Source organism: Streptomyces sp. NWU339, from assembly GCF_003143855.1.
In the GTDB taxonomy this organism is placed as follows: domain Bacteria; phylum Actinomycetota; class Actinomycetes; order Streptomycetales; family Streptomycetaceae; genus Streptomyces.
This window is the reverse complement of sequence record NZ_QFRK01000027.1, coordinates 1-22,476: the sequence shown is the minus strand read 5'-3', so window position 1 is coordinate 22,476 and position 22,476 is coordinate 1. Positions and strand designations below refer to the sequence as shown.

19 protein-coding genes and 3 pseudogenes are annotated in these 22,476 nt (G+C 71.5%); 7 read left to right on the top strand and 15 right to left on the bottom strand.

The window, feature by feature from the left end; genetic code table 11:
* Positions 1-45: 45 nt before the first annotated feature.
* Positions 46-1,305, bottom strand: coding sequence for a ricin-type beta-trefoil lectin domain protein (locus DIZ27_RS27265; protein ID WP_109381109.1), 1,260 nt, complete (start codon positions 1,303-1,305; stop codon positions 46-48).
* Between the two features lie 582 nt (positions 1,306-1,887).
* Between DIZ27_RS27265 and DIZ27_RS27260 the strand changes: the two genes are divergently transcribed.
* On the top strand, positions 1,888-2,310 hold the full coding sequence (locus tag DIZ27_RS27260; protein ID WP_109381108.1) for a DUF350 domain-containing protein: 423 nt from the start codon (positions 1,888-1,890) through the stop codon (positions 2,308-2,310).
* A 7-nt stretch (positions 2,311-2,317) separates the two neighbouring features.
* On the opposite strand, the gene DIZ27_RS27255 is transcribed toward DIZ27_RS27260, so the two are convergent.
* The 3 genes from DIZ27_RS27255 to DIZ27_RS27245 form a co-directional block, all read right to left on the bottom strand.
* Positions 2,318-2,875 carry a hypothetical protein gene (locus DIZ27_RS27255; protein ID WP_181383714.1) on the bottom strand — a complete coding sequence of 186 codons (558 nt, stop codon included), beginning with the start codon at positions 2,873-2,875 and terminating at the stop codon, positions 2,318-2,320.
* Between the two features lie 98 nt (positions 2,876-2,973).
* Positions 2,974-3,390 (bottom strand): hypothetical protein, encoded by a 417-nt coding sequence (locus tag DIZ27_RS27250; protein WP_109381107.1) that lies wholly within the window; start codon positions 3,388-3,390, stop codon positions 2,974-2,976.
* 218 nt (positions 3,391-3,608) lie between these two features.
* On the bottom strand, positions 3,609-5,018 hold the full coding sequence (locus DIZ27_RS27245; protein WP_109381106.1) for a cytochrome P450: 1,410 nt from the start codon (positions 5,016-5,018) through the stop codon (positions 3,609-3,611).
* A gap of 224 nt (positions 5,019-5,242) precedes the next feature.
* On the opposite strand from DIZ27_RS27245, the gene DIZ27_RS27240 reads away from it, so the two are divergent.
* Positions 5,243-6,079 (top strand): alpha/beta fold hydrolase, encoded by an 837-nt coding sequence (locus DIZ27_RS27240; RefSeq protein WP_109381105.1) that lies wholly within the window; start codon positions 5,243-5,245, stop codon positions 6,077-6,079.
* Here DIZ27_RS27240 and DIZ27_RS27235 read toward each other — a convergent pair.
* From DIZ27_RS27235 to DIZ27_RS27225, 3 genes and pseudogenes are all read right to left on the bottom strand, one after another.
* A pseudogene (locus DIZ27_RS27235) lies at positions 6,045-6,698 on the bottom strand (helix-turn-helix transcriptional regulator); the annotation flags it as partial. The gene DIZ27_RS27240 and the pseudogene DIZ27_RS27235 sit on opposite strands and share 35 nt — an antisense overlap.
* 75 nt (positions 6,699-6,773) lie before the next feature.
* Positions 6,774-7,655: a YegS/Rv2252/BmrU family lipid kinase gene (locus tag DIZ27_RS27230; protein ID WP_109381104.1), complete on the bottom strand. Its 882-nt coding sequence runs from the start codon at positions 7,653-7,655 to the stop codon at positions 6,774-6,776.
* A gap of 68 nt (positions 7,656-7,723) precedes the next feature.
* A complete protein-coding gene (locus DIZ27_RS27225; RefSeq protein WP_181383713.1) occupies positions 7,724-9,319 on the bottom strand; it encodes an FAD-binding oxidoreductase in 1,596 nt (531 codons plus the stop codon).
* A gap of 84 nt (positions 9,320-9,403) precedes the next feature.
* Between DIZ27_RS27225 and DIZ27_RS27220 the strand changes: the two genes are divergently transcribed.
* Together DIZ27_RS27220 and DIZ27_RS27215 are read left to right on the top strand one after the other, a co-directional pair.
* Positions 9,404-10,003, top strand: coding sequence for a TetR/AcrR family transcriptional regulator (locus tag DIZ27_RS27220; RefSeq protein WP_109381103.1), 600 nt, complete (start codon positions 9,404-9,406; stop codon positions 10,001-10,003).
* Positions 10,000-11,580, top strand: coding sequence for a glycerol-3-phosphate dehydrogenase/oxidase (locus DIZ27_RS27215; RefSeq protein WP_109381102.1), 1,581 nt, complete (start codon positions 10,000-10,002; stop codon positions 11,578-11,580). The genes DIZ27_RS27220 and DIZ27_RS27215 overlap by 4 nt, the downstream gene beginning before the upstream one ends.
* 30 nt (positions 11,581-11,610) lie before the next feature.
* On the opposite strand, the gene DIZ27_RS27210 is transcribed toward DIZ27_RS27215, so the two are convergent.
* Together DIZ27_RS27210 and DIZ27_RS27205 are read right to left on the bottom strand one after the other, a co-directional pair.
* Positions 11,611-13,599 (bottom strand): discoidin domain-containing protein, encoded by a 1,989-nt coding sequence (locus DIZ27_RS27210; protein ID WP_109381156.1) that lies wholly within the window; start codon positions 13,597-13,599, stop codon positions 11,611-11,613.
* Between the two features lie 319 nt (positions 13,600-13,918).
* Positions 13,919-14,269, bottom strand: coding sequence for a hypothetical protein (locus tag DIZ27_RS27205; protein ID WP_109381155.1), 351 nt, complete (start codon positions 14,267-14,269; stop codon positions 13,919-13,921).
* A gap of 180 nt (positions 14,270-14,449) precedes the next feature.
* Here DIZ27_RS27205 and DIZ27_RS47420 point away from each other — a divergent pair.
* A pseudogene (locus DIZ27_RS47420) lies at positions 14,450-14,617 on the top strand (serine/threonine-protein phosphatase); the annotation flags it as partial.
* A gap of 255 nt (positions 14,618-14,872) precedes the next feature.
* Here the strand turns inward: DIZ27_RS47420 and DIZ27_RS27195 are convergent.
* From DIZ27_RS27195 to ctaD, 3 genes are all read right to left on the bottom strand, one after another.
* Positions 14,873-15,817 (bottom strand): hypothetical protein, encoded by a 945-nt coding sequence (locus tag DIZ27_RS27195; RefSeq protein ID WP_109381101.1) that lies wholly within the window; start codon positions 15,815-15,817, stop codon positions 14,873-14,875.
* Between the two features lie 88 nt (positions 15,818-15,905).
* Positions 15,906-16,247: a hypothetical protein gene (locus DIZ27_RS27190; RefSeq protein WP_109381154.1), complete on the bottom strand. Its 342-nt coding sequence runs from the start codon at positions 16,245-16,247 to the stop codon at positions 15,906-15,908.
* Between the two features lie 28 nt (positions 16,248-16,275).
* Positions 16,276-17,994, bottom strand: a complete 1,719-nt coding sequence (gene ctaD, locus DIZ27_RS27185; RefSeq protein WP_109381100.1) for a cytochrome c oxidase subunit I — start codon at positions 17,992-17,994, stop codon at positions 16,276-16,278.
* 293 nt (positions 17,995-18,287) lie between these two features.
* Here ctaD and DIZ27_RS27180 point away from each other — a divergent pair, with 293 nt between their 5' ends.
* Positions 18,288-19,568: a hypothetical protein gene (locus DIZ27_RS27180; protein WP_109381099.1), complete on the top strand. Its 1,281-nt coding sequence runs from the start codon at positions 18,288-18,290 to the stop codon at positions 19,566-19,568.
* A gap of 20 nt (positions 19,569-19,588) precedes the next feature.
* Here DIZ27_RS27180 and rarD read toward each other — a convergent pair whose 3' ends face one another.
* Both rarD and DIZ27_RS27170 read right to left on the bottom strand, forming a co-directional pair.
* On the bottom strand, positions 19,589-20,677 hold the full coding sequence (gene rarD / locus DIZ27_RS27175) for an EamA family transporter RarD (protein ID WP_258308558.1): 1,089 nt from the start codon (positions 20,675-20,677) through the stop codon (positions 19,589-19,591).
* Positions 20,678-20,839: 162 nt separating this feature from the next.
* Positions 20,840-21,706 (bottom strand): SDR family oxidoreductase, encoded by an 867-nt coding sequence (locus DIZ27_RS27170; protein WP_109381098.1) that lies wholly within the window; start codon positions 21,704-21,706, stop codon positions 20,840-20,842.
* Positions 21,707-21,798: 92 nt separating this feature from the next.
* On the opposite strand from DIZ27_RS27170, the gene DIZ27_RS27165 reads away from it, so the two are divergent.
* On the top strand, positions 21,799-22,197 hold the full coding sequence (locus DIZ27_RS27165) for a helix-turn-helix domain-containing protein (protein WP_109381097.1): 399 nt from the start codon (positions 21,799-21,801) through the stop codon (positions 22,195-22,197).
* Between the two features lie 59 nt (positions 22,198-22,256).
* Here DIZ27_RS27165 and DIZ27_RS27160 read toward each other — a convergent pair.
* Positions 22,257-22,476, bottom strand: a pseudogene (locus DIZ27_RS27160) (2-oxoacid:ferredoxin oxidoreductase subunit beta); the annotation flags it as partial.

Sequence of the window (22,476 nt, the reverse complement as noted above, 5' to 3'; positions counted from 1 at the left end):
CGGCCGGCGGGACCGGCGCGGGTGTCCCGCCGGAGACCGCCTGTCTCAGCCCACCGTCCACTTCTGGTTCGCGCCACCCGTGCAGGTCCAGATCTGCAGCCGGGTGGCGTTGGCCGCGTTGTTGCCTGTCACGTCCAGGCACTTGTCGGCCTGGGGGTTGACGATGTCGCGCGCCCCGGTGACCGTCCACTTCTGGTTGGGTCCGCCGGTGCAGTCCCACAGCTGGACGGGTGTGCCGTCCGCGGTGCCGTTGCCGGTGGCGTCCAGGCACTTGCCGAGCGCGCGGAGCGTGCCGTCGGAGCCCACGGTCCAGCTCTGGGCCGTGGTGCCGTTGCAGTCGTAGAGCTGTACGGGGGTGCCGTTGGCGGGGTTCGCCCCGGCGACGTCGACGCACTTTCCGGCCAGTCCCCTGATGGGGGCGCCCGGGGCCGAGTCACCGGTGGTCACCGAGACGTGGTCCACGACGAGTTGCTGCGGGAAGACGGTGGAGCCGTCGGGGTCGCCGGGCCAGTAGCCGCCCACCGCCAGGTTGAGGATGAGGAAGTACGGCTTGTTGAACACCCAGGCCCGCCCGCCCAGGTCGGCGGGGGTGCGCCGCTGGTAGACGTTTCCGTCCACGGACCAGGTGATCGAGTTCGGCGCCCAGTCGACGGCGAAGGTGTGGAAGCCGTCCGCGAAGGCCTGGCCGCCGGGCAGCGTGTAGCCGGCGCCGATGCCGCCCGAGCCGGAGTAACCGGGACCGTGGAGGGTGCCGTGGACGGTGGAGGGCTCGAAGCCGACGTTCTCCATGATGTCGATCTCGCCCGAGTCCGGCCAGTTGACCGGCGTGCCCAGCATCCAGAAGGCGGGCCACATGCCCTGACCGCGTGGAACCTTCATCCGCGCCTCGACGTGCCCGTACTGCGCGGTGAACTTTCCGGAGGTGTTCAGCCGGGCCGAGGTGTACTGGCACGTGCCGTACCAGCACTGGTAGTTGGCCGGGTTCTCCTTGCGGGCGGTGATCACCAGGTGGCCCCGGCCGTCCAGGGCGGCGTTCTTGTTGCCGGACGTGTAGTACTGCCGCTCGTGGTTGTTGACGTTGTCGCCGGTCTCGATGTGCCACTTCGAGGAGTCGACCGCCGCGCCGGCGGGCCCGTCGAAGTTGTCCGAGAACGTCACGGCCGCGGGAGCCGCGGCGCCGTCCGCCGCTGCGACGGCGGTGCTGTCCACCGGTTCCGCCCGGGCGGTCCCGACGGCGGCGGAGGCGACCAGGGCCGCGGACAGGGCGGCGGTCAGCCATCTGCGGAGCATGCGCGGAGAGGACATGGCTCTCCCTTCCGTGCGGCGGCCCGTACACACGGGTGCGCCGACCGAGGTTGTGGGGGGGTAAGTGCGTCGCTCCTTGATTTAAGGAGTGAGCCAAGAGGGCGTCAATACTTTGGTACGGACCAGTGATTCACCGACATGCCTCGGTGTGACGCGGGCGGGAACCGCGCACCGCCTGCGCGAGAGAACGACAGCACACTGCCGTCGAACATCAAGTGGCCGCAGCTTCGGGTCGAGTCGCCGTCCGACCGCTTCGGCACGAGATTCCGCGATCGTCTCCCGTACGAGAGCGGTCCGGCCCGGTGGGCCGTACCGGGCGAGGACAGCGTCTGACGTCATGAGCCGCTGCCGGAGGGTGTACTGGCCGGCCTCACTCGGGCCTTCCGCCACCGAATCACCGACGGAGCCGCCCGATTCGTCTTCCACGCGGACGACAGCGGTGAGGAGGCCCGGCGGTGTCCCGCCGCTGTCGCGCACACCTTTCCCACCGCACGCACCGGAGCGGCGGAGGGGTGCGCTACATTTTGCTCGCCCCCGACCGCGATCACTCACGATCCCTCACGCTACGGAGCCGGCAACCCCATGAGCGACATCGTCAACGGACTCGGCCGGGCCACCGCCTACGGCGCGCTCGGTCTCGTCCTGCTGGTCCTCGGGATCGTCCTGGTCGACCTGCTGACGCCGGGAAAGCTCGGCCGGCAGATATGGCAGGAGCGCAACCGCAACGCCGCCCTGGTGCTCAGCTCCGCGCTGCTCGGCATCGGCGGCATCGTGTTCACGTCCATCTGGACGACGTACGAGGACTTCGGCAAGGGGCTGGTGTCGACCGCGGCGTTCGGTCTGCTGGGGCTGGTGATGATGGCCGTGGCGTTCCTGGTGGTGGACCTCATCACGCCGGGGCGTCTGGGCGCCACGCTGGTCGAGCCGGAGCCGCACCCCGCGGTCTGGGTGACGGCGTCCTGCAACCTCGCGGTGTCCGCCGTCGTTTCGGCCTCCATCGCCTGACGGGGCGTCAGCCCGACACGACGCGGAGCAGAGCTGTGCCGTCCTCCCCCGTCGCCGCCTGGACGACGACGGCGTCGGACCGGGCACTGGGCGGCCGTCCGTCGCCCATGCCGCCGCACGAGGTGCTGGAACCGTCGGAACGCAGCACGACGAGGCAGCCCTGCCCGGGGCCTTCGATCCCGCCCTTGGACTGGCTGTTGCCGGACTTCAGCGCGTACTCGATCCTGTCCGGGCCGACCTCGGTCACGGACAGGGTCGTTGTGCCGGCCGGCCCGTCGAAGCGGATGGTCACCGGTTCAAAGACCGCGATCTCGCAGTTTCCGTCCGAGCAGGCGGCCGTGTCGTGCCCATCCGCGGCCGACACCGACAGCTGTGCCGAGGCGGAGCGGGACTCCGACGCCCGGTCGCCGTCCGGGGACTGTGCGCCCACGCCACCCGGACCTCCGCAGCCGACCAGCGCGCCGACCGTCAGCACGGCGAGCACCCGGAGCGCGACCGCCCCTCGCATCCGCGTCGTTCCCGCCCGGTGTGCCGTCGCCTCCGTGTTCATGATGTTCCCGCGCATCCCCGGAACTCTGCCCGGCTTTCGACGGTGCCGTTCGGCCTTCCCGTGCCGCGTCTCGCACACCTCGCACGGCACGGGAGCGCACCTCGGCGGCCGGTTCAGGCCACGCGGGCGGTTCGCACCACGCGGGGGCGCTCCCGCGCCGAGCGTATCGGCGAAGGCGCGATTCGGGGGGACGCACTGACCCGGTATGTCGTCCGGTTCGGGTCCTCGACGGGGTCCCCGAGTTCGATCTTCCCTGCCGCGTGCAGCTCGTCGCAGTCCGAGGTGGGCAGGGCCGCGTAGCAACCGCCCTGGCCCGTGGTGGAGTCGAGCGGACGCCAGTAGCTGTATCTGCGGCGGCCGTTCGCGTACACCGTGACGAAGGTGGGGGTACGCGGATCGGCGATGATGCGCAGTACGTCGGCGCCGCCGGTACCGTCCGGGACGAACGAACTCGCGGGGGCCGCCCGGAGCCCGGTGGTCACCCGTCCGGCGCGCGGACGGTCCTGCATCTGGTTGATGGTGAAGAGCATCGCTGGGGCCTTTCCGGAGCCGGGACTCGAGACCGTCTACCCAGCACGGCGCCGGTGTTGATCTCTTTCATTGATCATTCTGCTCCCTGACACCGACATTAACCCGTCACCGGTGACTGAGGGTGCTGTTTTCTAGCCGCACTTGGCCGTTCTTCGCCGTTCATGGCCGGATCGGTCGAGCCGGTACGCCCACTGCGACCGGCCCGACCGGTCCGGCTTCAGCCGGAAGCCTCGGACGAGAACGTCATCATCAGCTTGTCCGGCTTGACGGTGACCACCGCCTGGGCGCTCGGTGCGGCGGAGGTGACGCCGATCCGGGGCCAGGTCTGGAGGATGGTGGCCAGGATGATCTGGAGTTCCGTCCAGGCGAAGTTCTCACCGATGCACTTCCGGCGGCCGTCGCCGAACGCCAGGAAGGAGCCGCGTGTGGCCTGCGCGCGGTCAGGGGTCCAGCGGTCCGGGTCGAAGACGTCCGGGGCGGGGAACACCTCCGGGTCGTGCTGGTGCAGATAAGGGCTCCAGACGACGTCGGCACCCTCGGGGATGCGGTGGCCTCCGAGTTCGATGTCGCGGCTCGCGGTGCGCGTCACCATCCAGGCCGGTCCGTACTTCCGGATCGCTTCCCGGAGGACCCGCCGGGCGTGGACGAGCCGGTCCAGATCCTCGTGCCGCAGAGGGCGGTCGGCACACACGAGGGCGAGTTCTTCACGGAGGAGCCGCTCGGTCCCGGGGTCCCTCGAGATCTCGTACAGGGCCCAGGCAAGGGTGGTACCGGTGGTTTCGATCGCTCCGGTCAGCAGGGTGATGGCCTCGTCCTGCAACTGCTCGCGGCTGAGCGGGGTCTCGGCCGTGAGCAGGGCGGCGAACAGACCCGCCTGCCGCGTCGGCGGTGCCGACGCGTGCGGGCACTGCGCCGGTACCGCACCGGTCTCGTCCGCCCCCGGGTGCGCGGCGCGGTGGGAGTGGTGGTCGATGGCCTGGTCGATCAGGGACCGCAGGCGGGCGACGCGGGCGGCGTGGGCGCGGTTCGCGGGCAGCGGCAGTCCGGTGATCCAGGAGGGAAGGACCGTCTGCCGGATCGTTCCCTTCATGATCTCGGGCATCAGCGAGGTGAACTCGCTCTCCAGCCGGTCGGGCAGGTCCGTGCCGAAGAGGGCGACAAGGAACGCGGCGAGGGTGGTCGCGTTCATGTCGGCGTACACATCCCGCGGCGCGCCCTGCGGCCACGCCTCGACCATGGCGCGTACCTGGCGGATCATGGCGTCGCCGCGGTCGGCGATGTGCGACTTGTTGAACATGGGCTGCATCAGACGGCGGTTGCGCAGGTGTGCCTCGCCGTCGGCGATGGTGGCGAGACCGTCGCCGAAGAAGAGGCGGAGAGCATCGATGATCCTGCCGCCCTTCGGGAAGTGGGCGGCGTCGGTCACCAGGACTCGGCGGGTCAGCGCGGGATCGGTGACGACGTAGGCAGGGCTCGGACCTATGCGTATCCGGACGACGCTGCCGTACCGACGCAGTGAGGTGATGAACGGAAGGGGGTCCCGGGCCAGCCGGTGGGCGTGACCGATCAGCGGCAGGCTGCCGGGAGCGGTCGGAGTCGGGGCGGACGGTCTCGTCGTGGCGCTCATCGAGCGGATCACTCCTTGTGGGGGGGCCGTCGAACGCCCCATGCATGCCCAAGATCACGGAGAAGGATGCTGCGGCAGGTCCTCTTCGTCGATCTCGCACGTACCGTCGACCGGATGCGGGTTCGCGCATGTCGCGGGAACCTGGAGACATCGCCCGGTTCCGCCCCGGCGCGGTCGTGCGACCCGGGTTGCCCGCCATCGAGCCGAGGAGAGACAGAACCGCAATGCCTTACATCACTGTGGGACGCGAGAACTCCACCGACATCGAGCTCTACTACGAGGACCACGGGGCCGGACAGGCCGTGATCCTCATCCATGGGTACCCACTCGACGGCCGCTCCTGGGAGAAGCAGTCCGCCGCGCTGCTCGACGCGGGGTACCGCGTGATCACCTACGACCGGCGCGGATTCGGACAGTCGAGCCAGCCCACGACGGGATACGACTACGACACCTTCGCCTCCGACCTGAACACGGTCCTGGAGACCCTCGACGTCTCGGACACCGTGCTCGTCGGGTTCTCCATGGGCACCGGTGAAGTGGCCCGCTATGTCAGCAGGTTCGGCACGGAGCGCGTCGCGAAGGTGGCCTTCCTCGCCTCGCTGGAGCCCTGCCTGCTGAAGACCGACGACAACCCGGACGGTGCGGCGCCCCGCGAGTTCTTCGAGGGCATCTCCGCGGCGGTGAAGGCCGACCGGTACGCGTACTACACGTCGTTCTTCAAGGACTTCTACAACCTCGACGAGAACCTCGGCAGCCGGATCAGCCCGGAATCCGTCCGCAACAGCTGGCACACGGCGGCGTCGGGTGGATCCTTCGCCGCGGCGGCCGCGCCGATGACGTGGTTCACCGACTTCCGGGGGGACATCCCCGCCGTCGACGTGCCCGCCCTGATCCTGCACGGAACGGCGGACAACATCCTGCCCATCGACTCGGCGGGGCGCCCGTTCCACCGGGCGCTGCCGAGCGCGGAGTACGTGGAGGTCGAGGGCGCTCCGCACGGTCTGCTGTGGACGCACGCCGAGGACGTCAACCGGGCACTTCTGTCCTTCCTCGCCAAGTGAGGTGACCGGTCTTCAGGCCGGTCGGATCCAGGCGGACGCGGCAGCGGCCGGGTTTTGGCGCCAGGCGTGCTTCGAAGCCGGTGTCGCCGAGGCCGTCGAGGACACCGCGCAGCAGGTGGAGGTTCATCCCGCGGACCGTCCGGGTGTGCGCGCGGGCCGGCGTGTGGAAGGGGCAGTTTCCCAGGACGACGGCGTCACCCTCGTGCCGCGGTTCGAAACCGTACCGCTCCAGCAGGGGGAAGACCTCTCCGTGGCCGTCGGCGCCCACCTGCGCGCCGCATCCCCGTGCCGTGCGGTGCAGGACGTCACGCACCGGCTCCCCGGTGGCGCCGGACTCCTCCACGGCGTGGGCGAGGAGCTGCCCGGCGAGTTCGTGGCGCCGGTCCGGGAGGCCGACGGCGATCTGCTTCGTCGAGCGGTGGTAGAGCTTGGCCGGTCTGCCCGCGCCCGGGCCGGTGCGTCCGCCGCGCCGCGCACGGACCACGTCGAGCAGGTACTCGTCGGCCGGCCGGTCCAGGTGGAAGGCGGCGGTCCGCCGGACCAGGCCCGGGGCCGCGGCGGCATCGTCCCGGCCCACCGGTTCCGGCTCGCGCACCACGTAGTCGTAGAGCCTCCGGCGGAGCGCCCCGGCCGCACCTCGGCGGGCCGCGCTCGCCCGGCTCGCCCGGCGCTGCCACGGCTCCCGGGTCTGAGGTCAGCACAGCACGCGCAGCGCTCCGGGCAGGACTCTGAGCGTCACGGGGAGAAGGGCGTCGACCTCACCGTCCGCACCGTAGGGGACTGCGCGGTCGGCGGCGACACGGATCTCCCGGCCCCGCTCCACCCGCACCTGGGGCCGGTGGACGTGGGCGCCCGTCCTCAGGTCGTTCATCAGGGCGAAGAACAGGCGCCGCGGCGCGTCCTCGATCATCACGACGTCCAGCAGCCCGTCGTCCACCCGGGCGTCGGGCGCGATGACACGGCCGGAGCCGTAGTAGCCGGAGTTGGCGGCCACCACGGTGTAGCCGGTGTGTGCGTGCTCCTCGCCGTCGATCGTGACCCGGTAGCGGACCGGCCGCCAGGTGGTGGCCGCCCGCAGTCCGCCGGCGTAGTAGGAGGCGGCGCCCCGCAGCAGCCTGCTGTGGTTGGCGTGGCGGTTGGCGAGCGCGTCCACTCCGGCGTACACGCTGCCGAGGACGACGGTACGGTCGTGGACGGCCGATTCGACCTCGATGGTGTCGACGTGCCGCGGTTCGCCCTCCAGCAGTATCCGGGCCAGGGCTGCCGGTTCGGTGGGCAGTTCCAGGGCCCGTGCGAAGTCGTTGCCCCGGCCTGCCGGCACCAGGCCGAGCGTGGCACCGGTCCCGCTGAGGGCGCCGCCGATGCCTCCGGCGATGCCGTCCCCGCCGACGGCCAGCACCACCCGCCCCCGCTGCCCGGCGTCCCGGGCCAGCTCCTGCGCGTGGGCCAGACTGCGGCTGTACTCCGTGTGCAGTTCGGCCCCGGCCTCCCGGAGCTGTCGCGCGAGGGCGAGCAGCGCGGCCGCTCCGGTGGATCCGCCCGCGGTGGGGTTGACGACGGCGGTGAACTGTCGCATCGGGTTGCCTCCGGGCGGGCCGACGGGATGGAGCGGGATGGTCCTCTGACGGATGACGGCGCTTCGGCTCAGTCGGCGGGCAGGAGGACGCCGGGGTTGAGCACTCCGGCCGGGTCCAGGCGCCGCTTCACCGCGCGCAGGGCGTCGGCGCCCAGCGGGCCGGCCTCGCGGACGTACCAGTCCCGGTGGTCGGTGCCGACACCGTGGTGGTGGCTGATCGTGCCGCCTGCGGCGAGGATCGCCTCGTTCGCGGCGTGCTTGGCGCGCGTCCAGTGCGCCACGGGGTCGCCGTCGCCCTGTGCCGCCACCACGGTGAAGTACAGGGAGGCGCCGTTCTCGTAGACGTGGGAGATGTGGCACATCACCAGGGGCGGGGTGCCGGCCTCGGTGAGCGTGGCGGTGAGCGCGTCGCGGACCGCGGTGTACAGCCCGGGGATCCGGGACCAGAACGTCGCGGTCTCCAGCGTCTCGGCCAGGGCCCCGGCGTCGAGCAGGGAGTCGCGCAGGTAAGGGGCCGAGTAGCGGCTGTGGGCCCAGCGGCGGCCGGGTTCCTCCCCCAGCGGTGTTCCACCGCACGCGCGCAGGACGGCTGCGGCTTTTTCCCTGCGGTACGCGGTGTCCTCCTCCGTGCCCTCGTAGCCGGCGACGGCCGTGCATCCGGCGGGCTGCGGGGTGCCGGAGCCGATCGCGTCCGGCTGGGCGAGGCCGATCAGTGTCTCGGTCTCGTCGGACAGCCGCAGCACGGTGGGGCGCGGCCCGTCCTGGGCGAGGCGGCGCAGCGCGGCGGTGCCCTCCTCGAAGGAGTCGAACCGCCAGCCCTCGTGGACGCGGGCCTGTGGGAGAGGGCGGATCCGGACGGTCACCGACGTGATGACGCCGAAGGCCCCCTCGGACCCCAGGACGAGCTGGCGCAGGTCGGGCCCGGCCGCCGAGCGCGGGGCCCGGCCGGTGTCGAGGGTGCCTTCGGGGGTGGCGAGGGTGAGGGAGAGCACCATCTCGTCGAAGCGGCCGTACCCGGCGGACGCCTGGCCGCTGGAGCGTGTCGCGGCGAAGCCGCCGATGGTCGCCCACTCGTAGGACTGGGGGAAGTGGCCGAGGGTGAAGCCGTGTTCGGCGAGCAGCGCCTCGGCCTGCGGGGCACGCAGGCCGGGTTGCAGGGTGGCGGTGCGGGAGACCGGGTCGAGGGCGAGCAGTGCGTCCATACGCCGCAGGTCCAGGGCGACGAAGGTGCCCCGCTGGCCGGGGGCGAGACCGCCGACCACGGAGGTGCCGCCGCCGAACGGCACCACGGGCAGGCGCTGTTCGGCACAGACACGCAGGACGGCGAGCACCTCGTCGTGGCCGGCGGGGAACAGGACGGCCGCCGGGATGTCGGTGACGTCACCGTGCCGGATCCGCAGCAGGTCGGGGGTGGACTTGCCGCGCGTGTGCCGGATCCGCGTCTCCGGGTCGGTACGCACATGGTCCTCACCGCCCAGCGCCTCGGCCAGCGCGCGGTGCGCGGCGGACGCCAAGCGGATCTCGGGCACGGCCACTTCCTCGAGGGCCACCGGTCCGGCCGCGCACGGCTCGACGCCGAGCAGATCGCGCAACAGCCCGATCACCGTGTCGGGCAGCGGCGTCGCCCTGGCCGGGTCGCCCCAGCCGCTCCACAGCATGTCCATGCCTGTCGTCCTCACCGGTCGGTTCGAGCGTCGATATGAGCGATGCCGTCGCCGACGGCCCCTCCAGTCGTTACACTGTTACACATGACGCCTATTCGTCACAACCGTTCGGACAACGACGCCGTGCTCGACGCGGTGCGCGACTGCGTTCTGGCCGTCGGGGTCCGCCGCACCACGCTGACCGACGTGGCCCGCCGCGCCGGGGTCTCCCGGATGACGCTGTACCGACGATGGCCCGACGTGCGCTCTCTGGTCGGGGACCTCATGACCCGGGAATGGATCGACGTGGCCACCGGCGCGGTCCCCGAGCGCCGTCCGGACGTCACCAGCCGGGACCGCATGGTCGACGGACTGGTGGCGGGGGTGCGCGCCTTCGGCGGACACCCACTCTTCCGCAAGATCGTCGACGTGGACCCCGAACTGCTCCTGCCCTATGTGCTGGACCGCCGCGGAGCGAGCCAGGTGGCGCTGCTGGAACTGCTGGCCGACAACGTGCGCGAGGGGCACGCCGACGGATCGGTGCGCACCGGTCATCCCGAACGGCAGGCGCGGTCGGTACTCCTGATCGTCCAGTCCTTCACCCTGTCCCTGCGCACCATGACCGACGAGGACGACCCCGACCTCACCTCCGAGGCGCTCCTCGCAGAACTGCGCGACATCCTGGAGAGGACCCTCACACCATGAACCCCCTCACCGGGCCGGCCTCCGCCTCGTCCCTGTCCGCCGGGCGCCGCACCCGCGAACTGACCGAGACCGTGGGCGGCCCGGCCGTCGATGTCCTGGTCGTCGGTCTCGGTGCCACCGGCGCCGGGACCGCTCTGGACGCCGCGGCCCGCGGTCTGAGCGTGGTGGCCGTCGACGCCCACGACCTGGCGTTCGGCACCTCCCGCTTCAGCAGCAAACTCATCCACGGCGGGCTGCGCTACCTCGCCTCCGCCCAGCTGGACGTCGCCCACGAGAGCGCGGTCGAACGCGGGGCGCTGATGCAGCGCACCGCCCCCCATCTGGTGCACGCCCAGCCGTTCGTCCTGCCCCTCACCCCCCTGGTCTCCCGCGGTCAGGCCGCCCTGGCCCGCGCCGGTTTCCGGGCCGGGGACGCCCTGCGGCTGGCCGCCCGTACCACGCGGGCGACCCTGCCCGCGCCGCGCCGGATCTCGGTGACCGAGACCCGTCACCTGGCCCCCGCCGTACGGGGCCACGGACTGCGGGGCGGCCTGCTGTCGTGGGACGGCCGACTCACCGACGACGCCCGTCTGGTGACCGCCCTCGCCCGCACCGCCGCCGCACACGGGACTCGCGTCCTCACCCGGCTCCGGGCCTTGGAGCTGACCGCGTCCGGCGCCCGGGTCCGCGACGAACTCACCGGCGAGGAGGGCGAGATCCGCGCCCGCGCGGTGATCAACGCGTCCGGTGTCTGGGCCGGCGGTCTCGTGGACGGCATCCGGATCCGCCCCTCACGCGGAACCCACCTCGTGCTGCGCCCGGACAGCCTCGGCCCGCTCCCGGCCGGCCTGCACATCCCGATCCCCGGGGAGAACAACCGCTTCGTCCTCGTGCTGCCCCAGGATGACGGCCGGGTCTACGTCGGGCTCACCGACGAACCCGTGGACGGCGGCATCCCCGAGGTCCCCGAGGCACCCGAGACGGACATCGGCTTCCTCCTCGACGTCCTGTGCTCCGTCCTGGACGTCCCGCTGCACCGGGACGACGTCGTCGGGGCCTTCGCCGGACTGCGCCCCCTGCTGGACACCACGGCGGCCGGCGCCGGCACGACGACGAGGACCGCCGACGTCTCACGACGGCACGCGGTCCTGACCTCGTCCGAAGGTGTCGTCACCGTCGTCGGCGGCAAGCTCACCACGTACCGGCGCATGGCCGAGGACGCCGTCGACACCGCCGTCCGCGTCCGCCGGCTGCCGGCCGGCCCGTCCCGCACCGCGTCCCTCCCGCTCGTGGGCGCCGCACCGCCGCACGTCCTCACCGCCCTGCCCGCACCCCGCCGCCTGGTGCGGCGCTACGGGACGGAGGCACCGGCCGTCCACGCCCTCGGCGCGCGGGACACCCGGCTGGGCGAGCCCGTGCTGCCCGGACACCCGGTCACCGGGGCCGAACTGCTGTGGGCCCTGCGCCACGAGGGAGCGCTCGACGAGAGCGACCTGCTCGACCGCCGCACCCGCGTCGGCCTCGTCCCCGCCGACCGCGCGGCGGCGCTCCCCGCCGTACGCGAACTCCTGGACGGCGCCCTGCCGCAATGGAGTTGAGGAGCGCCCCACCCCGGGCGGGGACCGCCGTCAACTCCGGTGGACGCCGACCTCACGCAGGGAGTAGCCCCAGTCGGTCCCCCGGTCCAGGAACCGGAGACGGACGTGGCGGGCCGGTTCCGGGGCGAAGCGGGCCGTGTCGAGGCCGCCGTCCCCCGAGACCGTGGACCAGACGGTCCGCCAGTGCGAGCCGTCGGCGGAGAGCTCGACGCGGTACGAAGTCCCGTACGCGCGCTCCCAGTCGAGCGTGACGCGCCCGACCTCCCGGGTGGTACCGAGGTCGATCCGGAGCCACTGGTCGTCACTCCAGTCGCTGGCCCAGCGGGTGCCCCGGTCGCCGTCCACCGCCCGGCCGGGAGCGTAGCTGGTGAACGGGTTCCACTCGGTCGAACTGGCGGTCGCCGGGGCGTCCTTGGCGAGATTGACGCCCGCCCGGTGCCGCTCGGAGGCGCCCCAGGTGCCGAGGTAGGACTCGGCGCCCCGGAAGAGGTCGTCCACCACGTCCTGGCCGCCGACGCGCCGGATGTCCTCGATCCAGTCGGGGACGAGTCCGTAGTGCGCGGCTCCGTCGGTGTTCAGGTCCCAGGTGCGTTCGCCGGTGGTCTGCCGGCCGATGACGGACCCGCCGTCCACGCTGCGGAAGGGGTACGTGACGGGGTGGGGCGCGTCGGCCCCGCGCGGGGCGGGCCAGCCGCCGACGCCGTTCATGTCGGTGCCGTAGCCGTAGCCCGCGCCGTGCTTGTCGCGCACCGCCTCGGTGCGCCGCGCCTCCTCGACGAAGCCTTCGGAGCCGTGCATGTACTGGGCGACGAAGCCGCCGAGGCCGTAGACGCGCTCGGTCCAGTTCAGGTCCATCCAGCTGTGCGAGGAGAGCACGCCGGGGTACGACTCGGCCTCGAAGAGGTCGAGCACCCTGCCGGCGGCCTTGACGCTCATGTGGTCGATCTCGAGCATCATGTTGCGTTTCATCATGCCGCGCACCGCGTACTCGCCGAGGTCCGTGAGGCCCCGTACATTGCACCGGGCCTCCTCGTCGTAGGCGGGGACCTCGACGCCCGCCGGCAGTTCCTCCTCGGCTCCGGGCGCGGCGGCCAGGCCGATGGGGTTGTCGTGCTGGGGGCCCCTGCACTTCTCGGTCCGCCAGAAGGTGCCCGTCGACAGGAACTGCCCGACGTTGATCGCGGTGCCGAGCGCGCCCTCGTCGAAGCGCACCCCGCACAGCGCGTTGTCGAACTTGTGGCACAGGAACATGCTGCGCACGCCGAGGTCGTACAACTCGTCCAGCCCGGCGTCGATGTCGGCCTTGTCGCACTGGGCGATGTCCAGGATCTGCTTGCAGCCGAACGGCTCGGAGGTCTCCACACCCAGGACGACCGCGAGCTTGCCCTGCTCGACGACCTGACGGGCCTGGGTGCTGTCGGTGACGATCCGGAACCAGCCCTTGCCCGTGCCGCCGTACATCCTGTCGACGTAGGCCTGCATGTCGTAGGTCAGCTTCGCCTGCAGCCGGATCGACGTCATCTCGTCGCAGCCGCGGTCCTTGAAGAAGTACACGGAGCAGATCACGCCGTTGGTGACGAGGTCGTTCACCAGGACCCGCTGCCCGCCGCGCCAGGCCCGCTCGATCCAGGCGTAGTAGTTCTGCTGGTGGGTCATCGAGTCGTGGGCCGGCCAGTCCTCGAACGTGGGCCAGCCGACGGGATCGTGCCTGCCGTCACCGCCGTTGGTGATGAAGTCGAAGATCGCGAGCGAGCCGTCGGGGTAGTGCTCGGGACAGTCCTTGAGGGCGTCGGCGATCCCCTTCCCGGAGAAGGGCTTGCCGCAGATGAGCCGACCGCCGAAGGCCTCGTTGGACATGATGTGGTTGTGCGCGTCGACGAACCCGCGGACCTCGTCGCGCGCGTCGGTACCGGTGAACGGCTCACCGGTGACGCCGATCCCGGAGTCCGGCGCCGGCCGCGCGGTCGGCTCCCACCAGTCGCCGGCCGCCGCGGAACTGGGTGTGGGGCCGAGGGACATCACGGTGAGCACGAGCAGAAGCAGCGCCACGAGGGCGACTTGGCGGCGTCCACCGCCGTACCGGCGTCGAGCGACGATCACGGCCCACGTCCCTCCGTCAGCGGCACGGCCGGCCCACCGGGCGGCCCGGGCCGGTGACCCGGACTCATCCGATTGTCATGACCGGTACAAGATATGCCCGAGCATGGCTACTGGCGCGTAGGGAGTCAAGGGTCCGGGACGAACGGCGGTGGAGCGGACCCGGGATCCCGTTTTCCCGGGCGCCGTTGCGCCATGGCCGACCGTCGCCCGTGCCCGGTACGGCGAACGCCCCCGCCGGCTACCGCTCGGTCCCGGATTCGTAGCGCAGCGAGATGGAGCGCAGGACGTCCGCGGAGGACACGTCCGTGCGACCCGCGTCGTGCACTTCGGCGAGTTGCACGAAGGCGAAGGTGAGTGCGGAGGTGATGTGCACGATGGCGGGCCCCAGCTTCTCGGTGACGATCTCCGCCACCTCGCGGGCGTTCGCGTCGGCCGGCAACTGGATGTGCGGCAGCATCTCTTCGAGAAGCTTGGAGACGGCCCCGCTCCTCATCACCTCGGCATCCGGGTTCTCCCGGAGTTGCCGCCGCATCTCGAGGGCCTCGGTGAGGATGCCGACGCCCCGCTGCATGATTTCGCGCTGCTCCATGGACACAGCCTAAAGTCTTCCCCGGCGCACTCCGGTGCTCGCGTTCCACCCGTCCGTGCCCGGCTCTGCGGAACTGGCCCATGCATTTGAGTTCCGCTTATCATCTTTTACAGCTGAATACGAGCATTGAATCCCAAGGGAGACGCCGAGCGTCACCGCCCTGGCCCCAGTGAGTGATCCATGTCCCGTACCGCCTCCACGGACGACGGCGACGAGCAGCCGGCCAGGCTCGGGACGTTGACGGGTCAGGCACATGCGCAGGCCGAGGTGCAGCGCTCCCGGGTCGAACCGGCCCCCGCACTGCAACGCGGCATGCTCCCCCGGAATCTGCCCGTCGCTCCCGGCGTGCGCTGTCTCCCTCCTCCTGCCCGCGATGATCACCGGCAGCGCAACACCGGGCGTTCCGTGGAACTCGCGTGCCAGGAGCTGGTCCAGGTGCTGGAGCACCTCACCGCGGGCGAGAGCACCCCTGGCCGGCCGCTCCTGGACAGGGGCGGAACACAGCGGGCCGAGGTCGACCCGGAAGGGGACGAACGCAGTACGGGCGAGTGGACCACGCGACGCGGCGCGGGAGAGCGCGGCACCGGCTCACCGGGATCGCGTTCACCTGCGCAGTGCCCCGGCGTCCCCTATGACGATCACCGGGTGTTGCGCGGGATCGAGCGCCCGCAGGAGTTGTCTCATGTGCGGTTCCTCCAGGCTCACACAGCCCTGGGTGGGCCCTTGGTGGTCCACGTGCAGCCAGATGCCGCCGCCCCGGTCGACGCCGAGCGGCCGTGTCCGGTCGAGCGGTGAGGTGCCCGGGACGCGGTTGTAGTCGATCGCGATGACGTAGTCGAAGGAGCCCGCGAGCGGTTCCCCCATGAAGCCCGTGCCGCCGATGGCGAATCCCGATGACTCGTCGTACGGCAGCAGGGTGCCCGGGTCGGGCAGCAGTCCTCCCGCGTCACTGAGGGTGAACACGCCGATCGGCGAGCGGAGGTCGCCCACCCGGTGGTCGTCGGTCCAGCCGTTGAGGGCGTTGCGGGCGGGCCACGGGGTGCCCGCCTTCCACCCCGAGGCGGTACGCCGGTACAGCACGGCCTCGGAGCGGTTCGCGTCCCTGCCCGTGCCGGTGACGACGACGGCCTGGCGGGTGTTCTCGGGGATCAGCGCCAGCGTCCGCGGGCCGAGACCGCCGAGCGGGGCGGGGGGCTCCGTTTCCGCTCCGGCGTCGGACCTGCCCTGTGTGGTGCTGTCGGCGCCGGGGGCTCCGTGCTCCGACGGTCCGGTCTCCGGCGGTCCGACCACGGGCGGCCCGGCCACCGGGGGCGCGGCCTCGGGCGTGGTGGCCGGGGAGGCGGCGGCCGTGGGTGCGGCGGCCGTCGGGGACTCCCGCACCGTGCTACCGCTGATCGCTCCGCAGCCGGTGAGGACCGCCGTCACCAGGAGCGCGACAGCCGACGTCGGCAGCCGTCCGCGCACCCGGACGGGAACGGCGGACCGTCGGCCGCCCCGGGACGGAACTCGGGGACGTCCGTGGTGCGGGCCTTCGATCGATGAAGCCATGGGGCTCAGCCTGACTTCAACTTCGTCAAAACGCCTCGCACCCCGCGCGAGTCCGGGCAACGTCCCCCATCTGCGTCGCTGCGGTCGGTCATGACCCGGTGAGGATCGCGACGATCGCCGCGCCCACGCCACTGGCCGCGCCCACCACCGCCGCGGCCACGCAGCGCACCCGCAGCTGCCGGTAGCGGTCTTCGTACTCGCCCCGGAGCTCGGCCGCACGGTCGCAGATCCGGACGAGTGAGGCGCGGGAGGCCGCGATCCGCTCGGCGGTGTAGACGTGCTCCACGTCCTCGCGCTGTGCGGTCGTCAGCCACGGCAGCTGCTCGGTGAATCGGCCGGCCTGCCGCCGGGCGTCCTCGACCTCGGCCGCCCACAGCAGGTACCCCTCGAGTTGGTTGAGGCCTCGGGCGCTGTCCTGGATGGGGTTCACATGCTCCTCCACACGCTGGGCTGTGAGATCACTCCTGTTTGTCCCCGGGGGCCTGGATGGCCGCGGTCTCCGGGCGGTTGACCTCCCGGTCGTACGCGGCGACCGCCGGGTGGTGCAGGTCGAAGGCCGGGGATTCGCTGCGGACGCGGGGCAGGGTGAGGAAGTTGTGCCGCGGCGGCGGGCACGAGGTGGCCCACTCCAGGGAACGGCCGTAGCCCCACGGGTCGTCGACCTCGATCTTCTCGCCGTACTTGGCCGTCTTCCAGACGTTGTAGAAGAACGGCAGCAGCGACAGGCCGAGCAGGAACGAGGAGATCGAGGAGAATGTGTTCAGCCCGGTGAAGCCGTCGGCCGCCAGGTAGTCCACGTAGCGGCGGGGCATGCCCTCGGCGCCCAGCCAGTGCTGGATCAGGAAGGTGCCGTGGAAGCCGATGAACAGCGTCCAGAAGGTGACCTTGCCGAGCCGCTCGTCGAGCATCTTGCCGGTGAACTTCGGCCACCAGAAGTGGAAGCCGGCGAACATCGCGAAGACGACGGTGCCGAACACCACGTAGTGGAAGTGCGCCACGACGAAGTACGAGTCGGTGACGTGGAAGTCCAGCGGCGGCGAGGCCAGGATGACGCCGGTCAGACCGCCGAACAGGAAGGTCACCAGGAAACCGATGGACCAGAGCATCGGCGTCTCGAACGAGAGACTGCCCTTCCACATGGTGCCGATCCAGTTGAAGAACTTCACACCGGTGGGAATGGCGATCAGGAAGGTCATGAAGGAGAAGAACGGCAGCAGCACCGCGCCGGTGGCGAACATGTGGTGCGCCCACACGGTCACCGACAGACCCGCGATGGCGATCGTCGCGCCGACCAGGCCCAGATAGCCGAAGATCGGCTTGCGGCTGAAGACCGGCACGATCTCGGAGACGATGCCGAAGAACGGCAGCGCCAGGATGTACACCTCGGGGTGGCCGAAGAACCAGAACAGGTGCTGCCACAGCAGCGCCCCGCCGTTGGCGGCGTCGAAGATGTGCCCGCCGAACTTGCGGTCGTACTCCAGCGCCAGGAGCGCGGCGGCCAGCACCGGGAAGGCGAGCAGGACCAGCACGCTGGTGAGCAGCACGTTCCAGGTGAAGATCGGCATGCGGAACATGGTCATGCCGGGAGCGCGCATGCAGATGATCGTGGTGATGAAGTTGACTGCGCCCGCGATGGTGCCGAAGCCCTGCAGGGCCAGGCCCATGATCCACAGGTCGTTGCCGAGGCCCGGTGAGCGGACCGTGTCGGACAGCGGGCTGTAGGCGGTCCAGCCGAAGCTGGCGGCCCCGTCCGGGGTGAGGAAACCGCCGATCGCGATCAGCGAGCCGAACAGGTAGAGCCAGTAGGCGAGCATGTTCAGCCGCGGGAAGGCGACGTCGGGCGCGCCGATCTGCAGCGGCATGATCCAGTTCGCGAACCCGGAGAAGATCGGCGTCGCGAACATGAACAGCATGATCGTGCCGTGCATCGTGAACGCCTGGTTGAACTGCTCGTTCGACACGATCTGCAGACCCGGCCGGGCCAGCTCGGCGCGCATGAGCAGCGCCATCGCGCCACCGATGCAGAAGAACACGAACGACGTCACCAGGTAGAGGCTGCCGATCCGCTTGTGGTCGGTGGTGGTCAGCCAGGCGATGACGGCTCCGCCCGGTCGGCGTCGTGCAGGAGGGGCCGCCTGGGGCGGCGAGGCGGACGGCGACAGAGCGGGCAGAGCCACGGCAATCCTCCATGCGTGCGAGACCTCCGGGGGGTGCGGTACCCGCGGGGCACCGGGACCCGGCCATTACCAAGGTATCTCTCTCGCGAGAGAAATAAATACCGGGGTGTGCGTGACGGCTCAGGCGCCGGTCAGGGCGGACCGACCGCGGTCCCCCCGGGTCCTCATGCCGGCCGACAGGCACGGAACCGGGCGGACGGCCGTTGGGACGAGCCTGTGACAACGCGGTGACGTGAGAAACGGGGATATGCGGACAGACTCGTCGGTAGGTTCACGACCCGAATGAGGGGACGATGGCGCGACTCAGCCGCGAGCAGAAGCGGGAACAGCAGCAGGCCGCACGCGCGGCGAACCGTGCGGCAGTGCCGATCGACGTCCATGTCCCCGCCCCTGCGGCGGGTGCCGGCTCACGGAAGGCGTCGGTCGGCGGGGTACTGGTGGTCGCCGGACCCGACGAGGAGGTGCAGCAGGCGGTGCTGAACCGCCTCCACCGCATCGCCGTCGACTCGGGACACACCGTCCTCGCCACCATCCACGACGAGCGCACCGGGTACGTCGTCCCGCTCCGGGTCGACCCGGACGGTGCCAGCCACTTCGCCGGAGAACCGGTTCCCATGGAGCCGGCAGCGCCGACCCCGGCTCCGGTGCCGACCCCGGCTCCGGGGCCGGCGCCGATTCCCGTGCGCGACAGCGCACCCACCTTCCGGCTGCGGCCGGTGCCCGAGTCGGTGGAAGCCGTACCTCCCGGCACGGTCGTGCCGCCGATGGGCGAGTTCGGCCCGCCTCCACTCATGGACACGAGGCCGCACTCCGCCCCCGAAGCCGACCACGGCAGGCACCCGGCACCCGCTCGCACACCGCGGACGCCTCAGGCACCCCTGATACCTCCGGCGCCCTCAGCGCCTCCCATACCCCCGGCCGACCGGACGCCGGACCCGCTGCCCCCGGCCGACCGGACACCACCCCCGGCGCCGGGAGCCGCCCCTTCCCGCACCCCCGAACCGGTTGCGGAGGCCCAGCCCGAACCCGCTCTCGCCCCCGACCTCAAGCCGGCCCCGCCCCGAGGTTTCGACGCCGTGGCGGAGGCGGTGCTCGGGGACGAGCCGCCCGCCGCCCCGGGCGAGACCCACCTGGCCGAGCCCATGGGACGGATCAACGAGGCCGTTCGGGCGGGCCGGATCGACACGGCGGCGCGACTGGCCGGGGAGACGGTGACCGAGGCGTCGCGGACGCTGGGGCCCGAGCACCCGGAGGTGCTCAAGCTGTGCGAGCTGTCCGCGTACATCGCCTACCTGGGTGACGAGCCGCTGCACGCCTTCCGGCTCTCCCTCGACCTCGCCGGGATCCACCGCAGAGCGGGCGACGCGGAGGCCGCCTACGGCAACGTCCGCAGCGCGGCCACCGCCTGGCGCGCGGTGCGCGATCCGCTGCGCGGGCTGGAGCTGGGACGCGGGCTGATCGAGCTGTGGACCGAACTCGCCGCCGAGGACGGCCCGGCGGCCGACGAGATCGAGGAACTGGAGTCCGCCCGCACCCGCATGGGCCGGCTGACCGCCCGCGCCCGGCACGGGTGAGTGGGCGTGGACGGAGCCGTTCAACGCGCTGAGGAGTGCTCCGGCCCGGCCTTCGGCGCATCCACCGTGTCCACCGTGTCCACTGTGTTCGCCGTATTCACGGTGTTCACCGCTTCCGCCGGGTTCGCTACGACCACCGGGGCCACCGTGTCCACCGGGCTCATCGCCGCGCCGGCCACGGCCGCCGCCCTCGCGCGCTCGGTGGTGAGTACGCGGGCGGACCGGCGGGCGGTGCGCAGCGCGTCCCAGGTCAGCAGCATGAGCGCCAGCCACACCAGCGCGAATCCGGCCCAGCGCTCGGGCGGCATGGCCTCCTTGAAGTAGAGGATGCCGAGCAGGAACTGGAAGACCGGGGCCAGGTACTGGAGCAGCCCCATCGTGGACAGCGGTACGCGGATCGCGGCGGCGCCGAAGCAGACCATGGGGAGCGCGGTGACGAGGCCGGTGGCGGCCAGCAGCACCGCGTGTCCCGCTCCCTCGGCACCGAAGGTGGACTCGCCCCGGCTGCCCAGCCAGAGCAGATAGCCGAGCGCGGGGAGGAACTGGACGGCCGTCTCGGCGGCCAGCGATTCGACGCCACCGAGGTTGACCTTCTTCTTCACCAGTCCGTACGCGGCGAAGGAGAAGGCGAGGCAGAGCGAGATCCACGGCGGGCGGCCGTAGCCGATGGTGAGGACGAGCACCGCCGCGAAGCCGACCCCGACCGCCGCCCACTGTGCGGGCCGCAGCCGTTCCTTCAGCAGCAGGACACCCAAGGCGATGGTGACCAGCGGGTTGATGAAGTAGCCGAGGGAGGCCTCGACGACGTGCCCGGAGTTCACCGCCCAGATGTAGACGCCCCAGTTCACGGTGATGACCGCCGCGGCGACGGTGACCAGGGCCAGCCTGCGCGGCTGCCGCAGCAGTTCGCCGAGCCAGGCCCAGCGACGTATGACGAGCAGGGCGGCGGCCACGAAGAGCAGCGACCAGATCATCCGGTGGGCCAGGATCTCCACGGCTCCGGCGGGCTGCAGCAGTGGCCAGAAGAGGGGGACGAGCCCCCACATGCCGTAAGCCGCGAAGCCGTTCAGCAGTCCTGTACGCCGCTCGCCGTCCGACTTCTCGGTCACGGGCCGCCCTCCTTCTCACCTGACGCGTGTCCGGGCGAGCGACGCTCGCCCGGACGACCGTAACGCCGGACGCCCCGCTCGTCATTCCCATACTGGGAAGACGGTCGTGACGAGCGGGGGCGTCCTGGCCCGGGCCGGGCCTTCAGGGAATGGGCGAGACCTTCAGGCCCCGGGTCGGGCCTTCAGCGCGGCGGCGATGGCGTCCGCGATCGGGGTGGCCGGGCGGCCGATCAGGCGGGCCAGGTCGCCGCTGGTGACGACCAGCTCGCCCTTCTCGATGGAGGCGTCCGTGCCCGCGAAAACGGCGGCCACCGGCTCGGGGAGCCCGGCGCCGGTCAGGATGCCGGTGAGCTCCTCGACCGTGACCGGCTTGTAGGCGATCTCCTTGCCGGTCCGGCGGCTCAGCTCAGCCGCGTACTCGGCGAGGTCCCACGACTCGTCGCCGCCCAGCTCGTACGTCTTGTTCTCGTGGCCCTCACCGGTCAGTACGGCGACGGCGGCCGCCGCGTAGTCGGCGCGGGCGGCGGAGGAGAGGCGGCCCTCGCCGGCGGCGGAGACGACCGCGTCGTGCTCCAGCACGGGGGCGAGGTTCTCGGTGTAGACCTCGTGGTACCAGCCGTTGCGCAGCAGGACGTACGGGAGACCGGAGGCCAGCAGGGCCTTCTCGGTGCCGCGGTGGTCGTCGGCGAGTGCGGCGGTCAGCGTTCCGGGGGCGCTGGTGTAGGCGAGCAGGGAGACACCGGCGGCCTTGGCGGCGTCGATGACGGCCGTGTGCTGTCCCACCCGGTCCGCGCCGACCTCGCTGCTGGAGATCAGCAGCACCTTGTCGCCGGCCGTGAACACGCCGTCGAGGGTTTCGGGGGCGCTGTAGTCGGCGACCGCGATCCGCACCCCCCGCTCCGCCAGGTCCACGGCCTTCTCCGCACTGCGTACGACGGCGGTGACCTGCTCGGCCGGAACCTTCTCCAGGAGCTGCCCCACGACGTGGCGGCCCAGGTTTCCGGTGGCTCCGGTGACGACGATGCTCATGATCAGAACTCCTTGTGGGGGGTACGTATGGCACTAACCCTAGGAGTTGCGCTAACTAATGGAAAGTACCCACTTTGAAGTAAGGTACCGGCATGACGGTAAGCGATGTGCCCGTACGGGGCGGCGAGGGCCGGCGGAGCGAGCGTGAGGCGCTGTGCCCGCACCGCCTGGTCCTGGAGCATGTGACCAGCCGCTGGGGAGTGCTCGTGCTGATCCGGCTCCAGGAGCGGCCCCACCGCTTCAGTGAGCTGCGCCGCGCGATCGGCAGGGTCAGCGAGAAGATGCTCACCCAGACCCTGCAGACGCTGGAGCGGGACGGGCTCGTCCACCGTGACGCCAAGCCGGTGATCCCGCCGCGGGTCGACTACTCCCTCACCGACCTGGGGCGGGAGGCGGCCGAGCAGGTGCGCGCGCTGGCGCTGTGGACCGAACGGCGCATGGACGACGTGCTGACCGCCCGTAAGGCATACGACGAGGCCCGGACGCTCTGAGGCGTCCGGGCCTCGGGCCCCTGAGGGGCGGGTGGTCGAAGACGGTCAGCCGGCGGTGCTCATCCGACGACGGTCCAGGTGTCGTTGCCCGCGAACAGCGCGCCGAGCTCGCCCTTGCCGTGCCGCTCGACGGCGTCGTCCAACTGCTCGGCCATCAGCGTGTCGTACACCGGGCGGTCCACGGAGCGGAAGACGCCGATCGGGGTCTGGTGCAGGGTGTCCGGATCGGCGAGCCGGGACAGCGCGAACGCGGTGGTCGCCGACKCCGAGACACCCTGC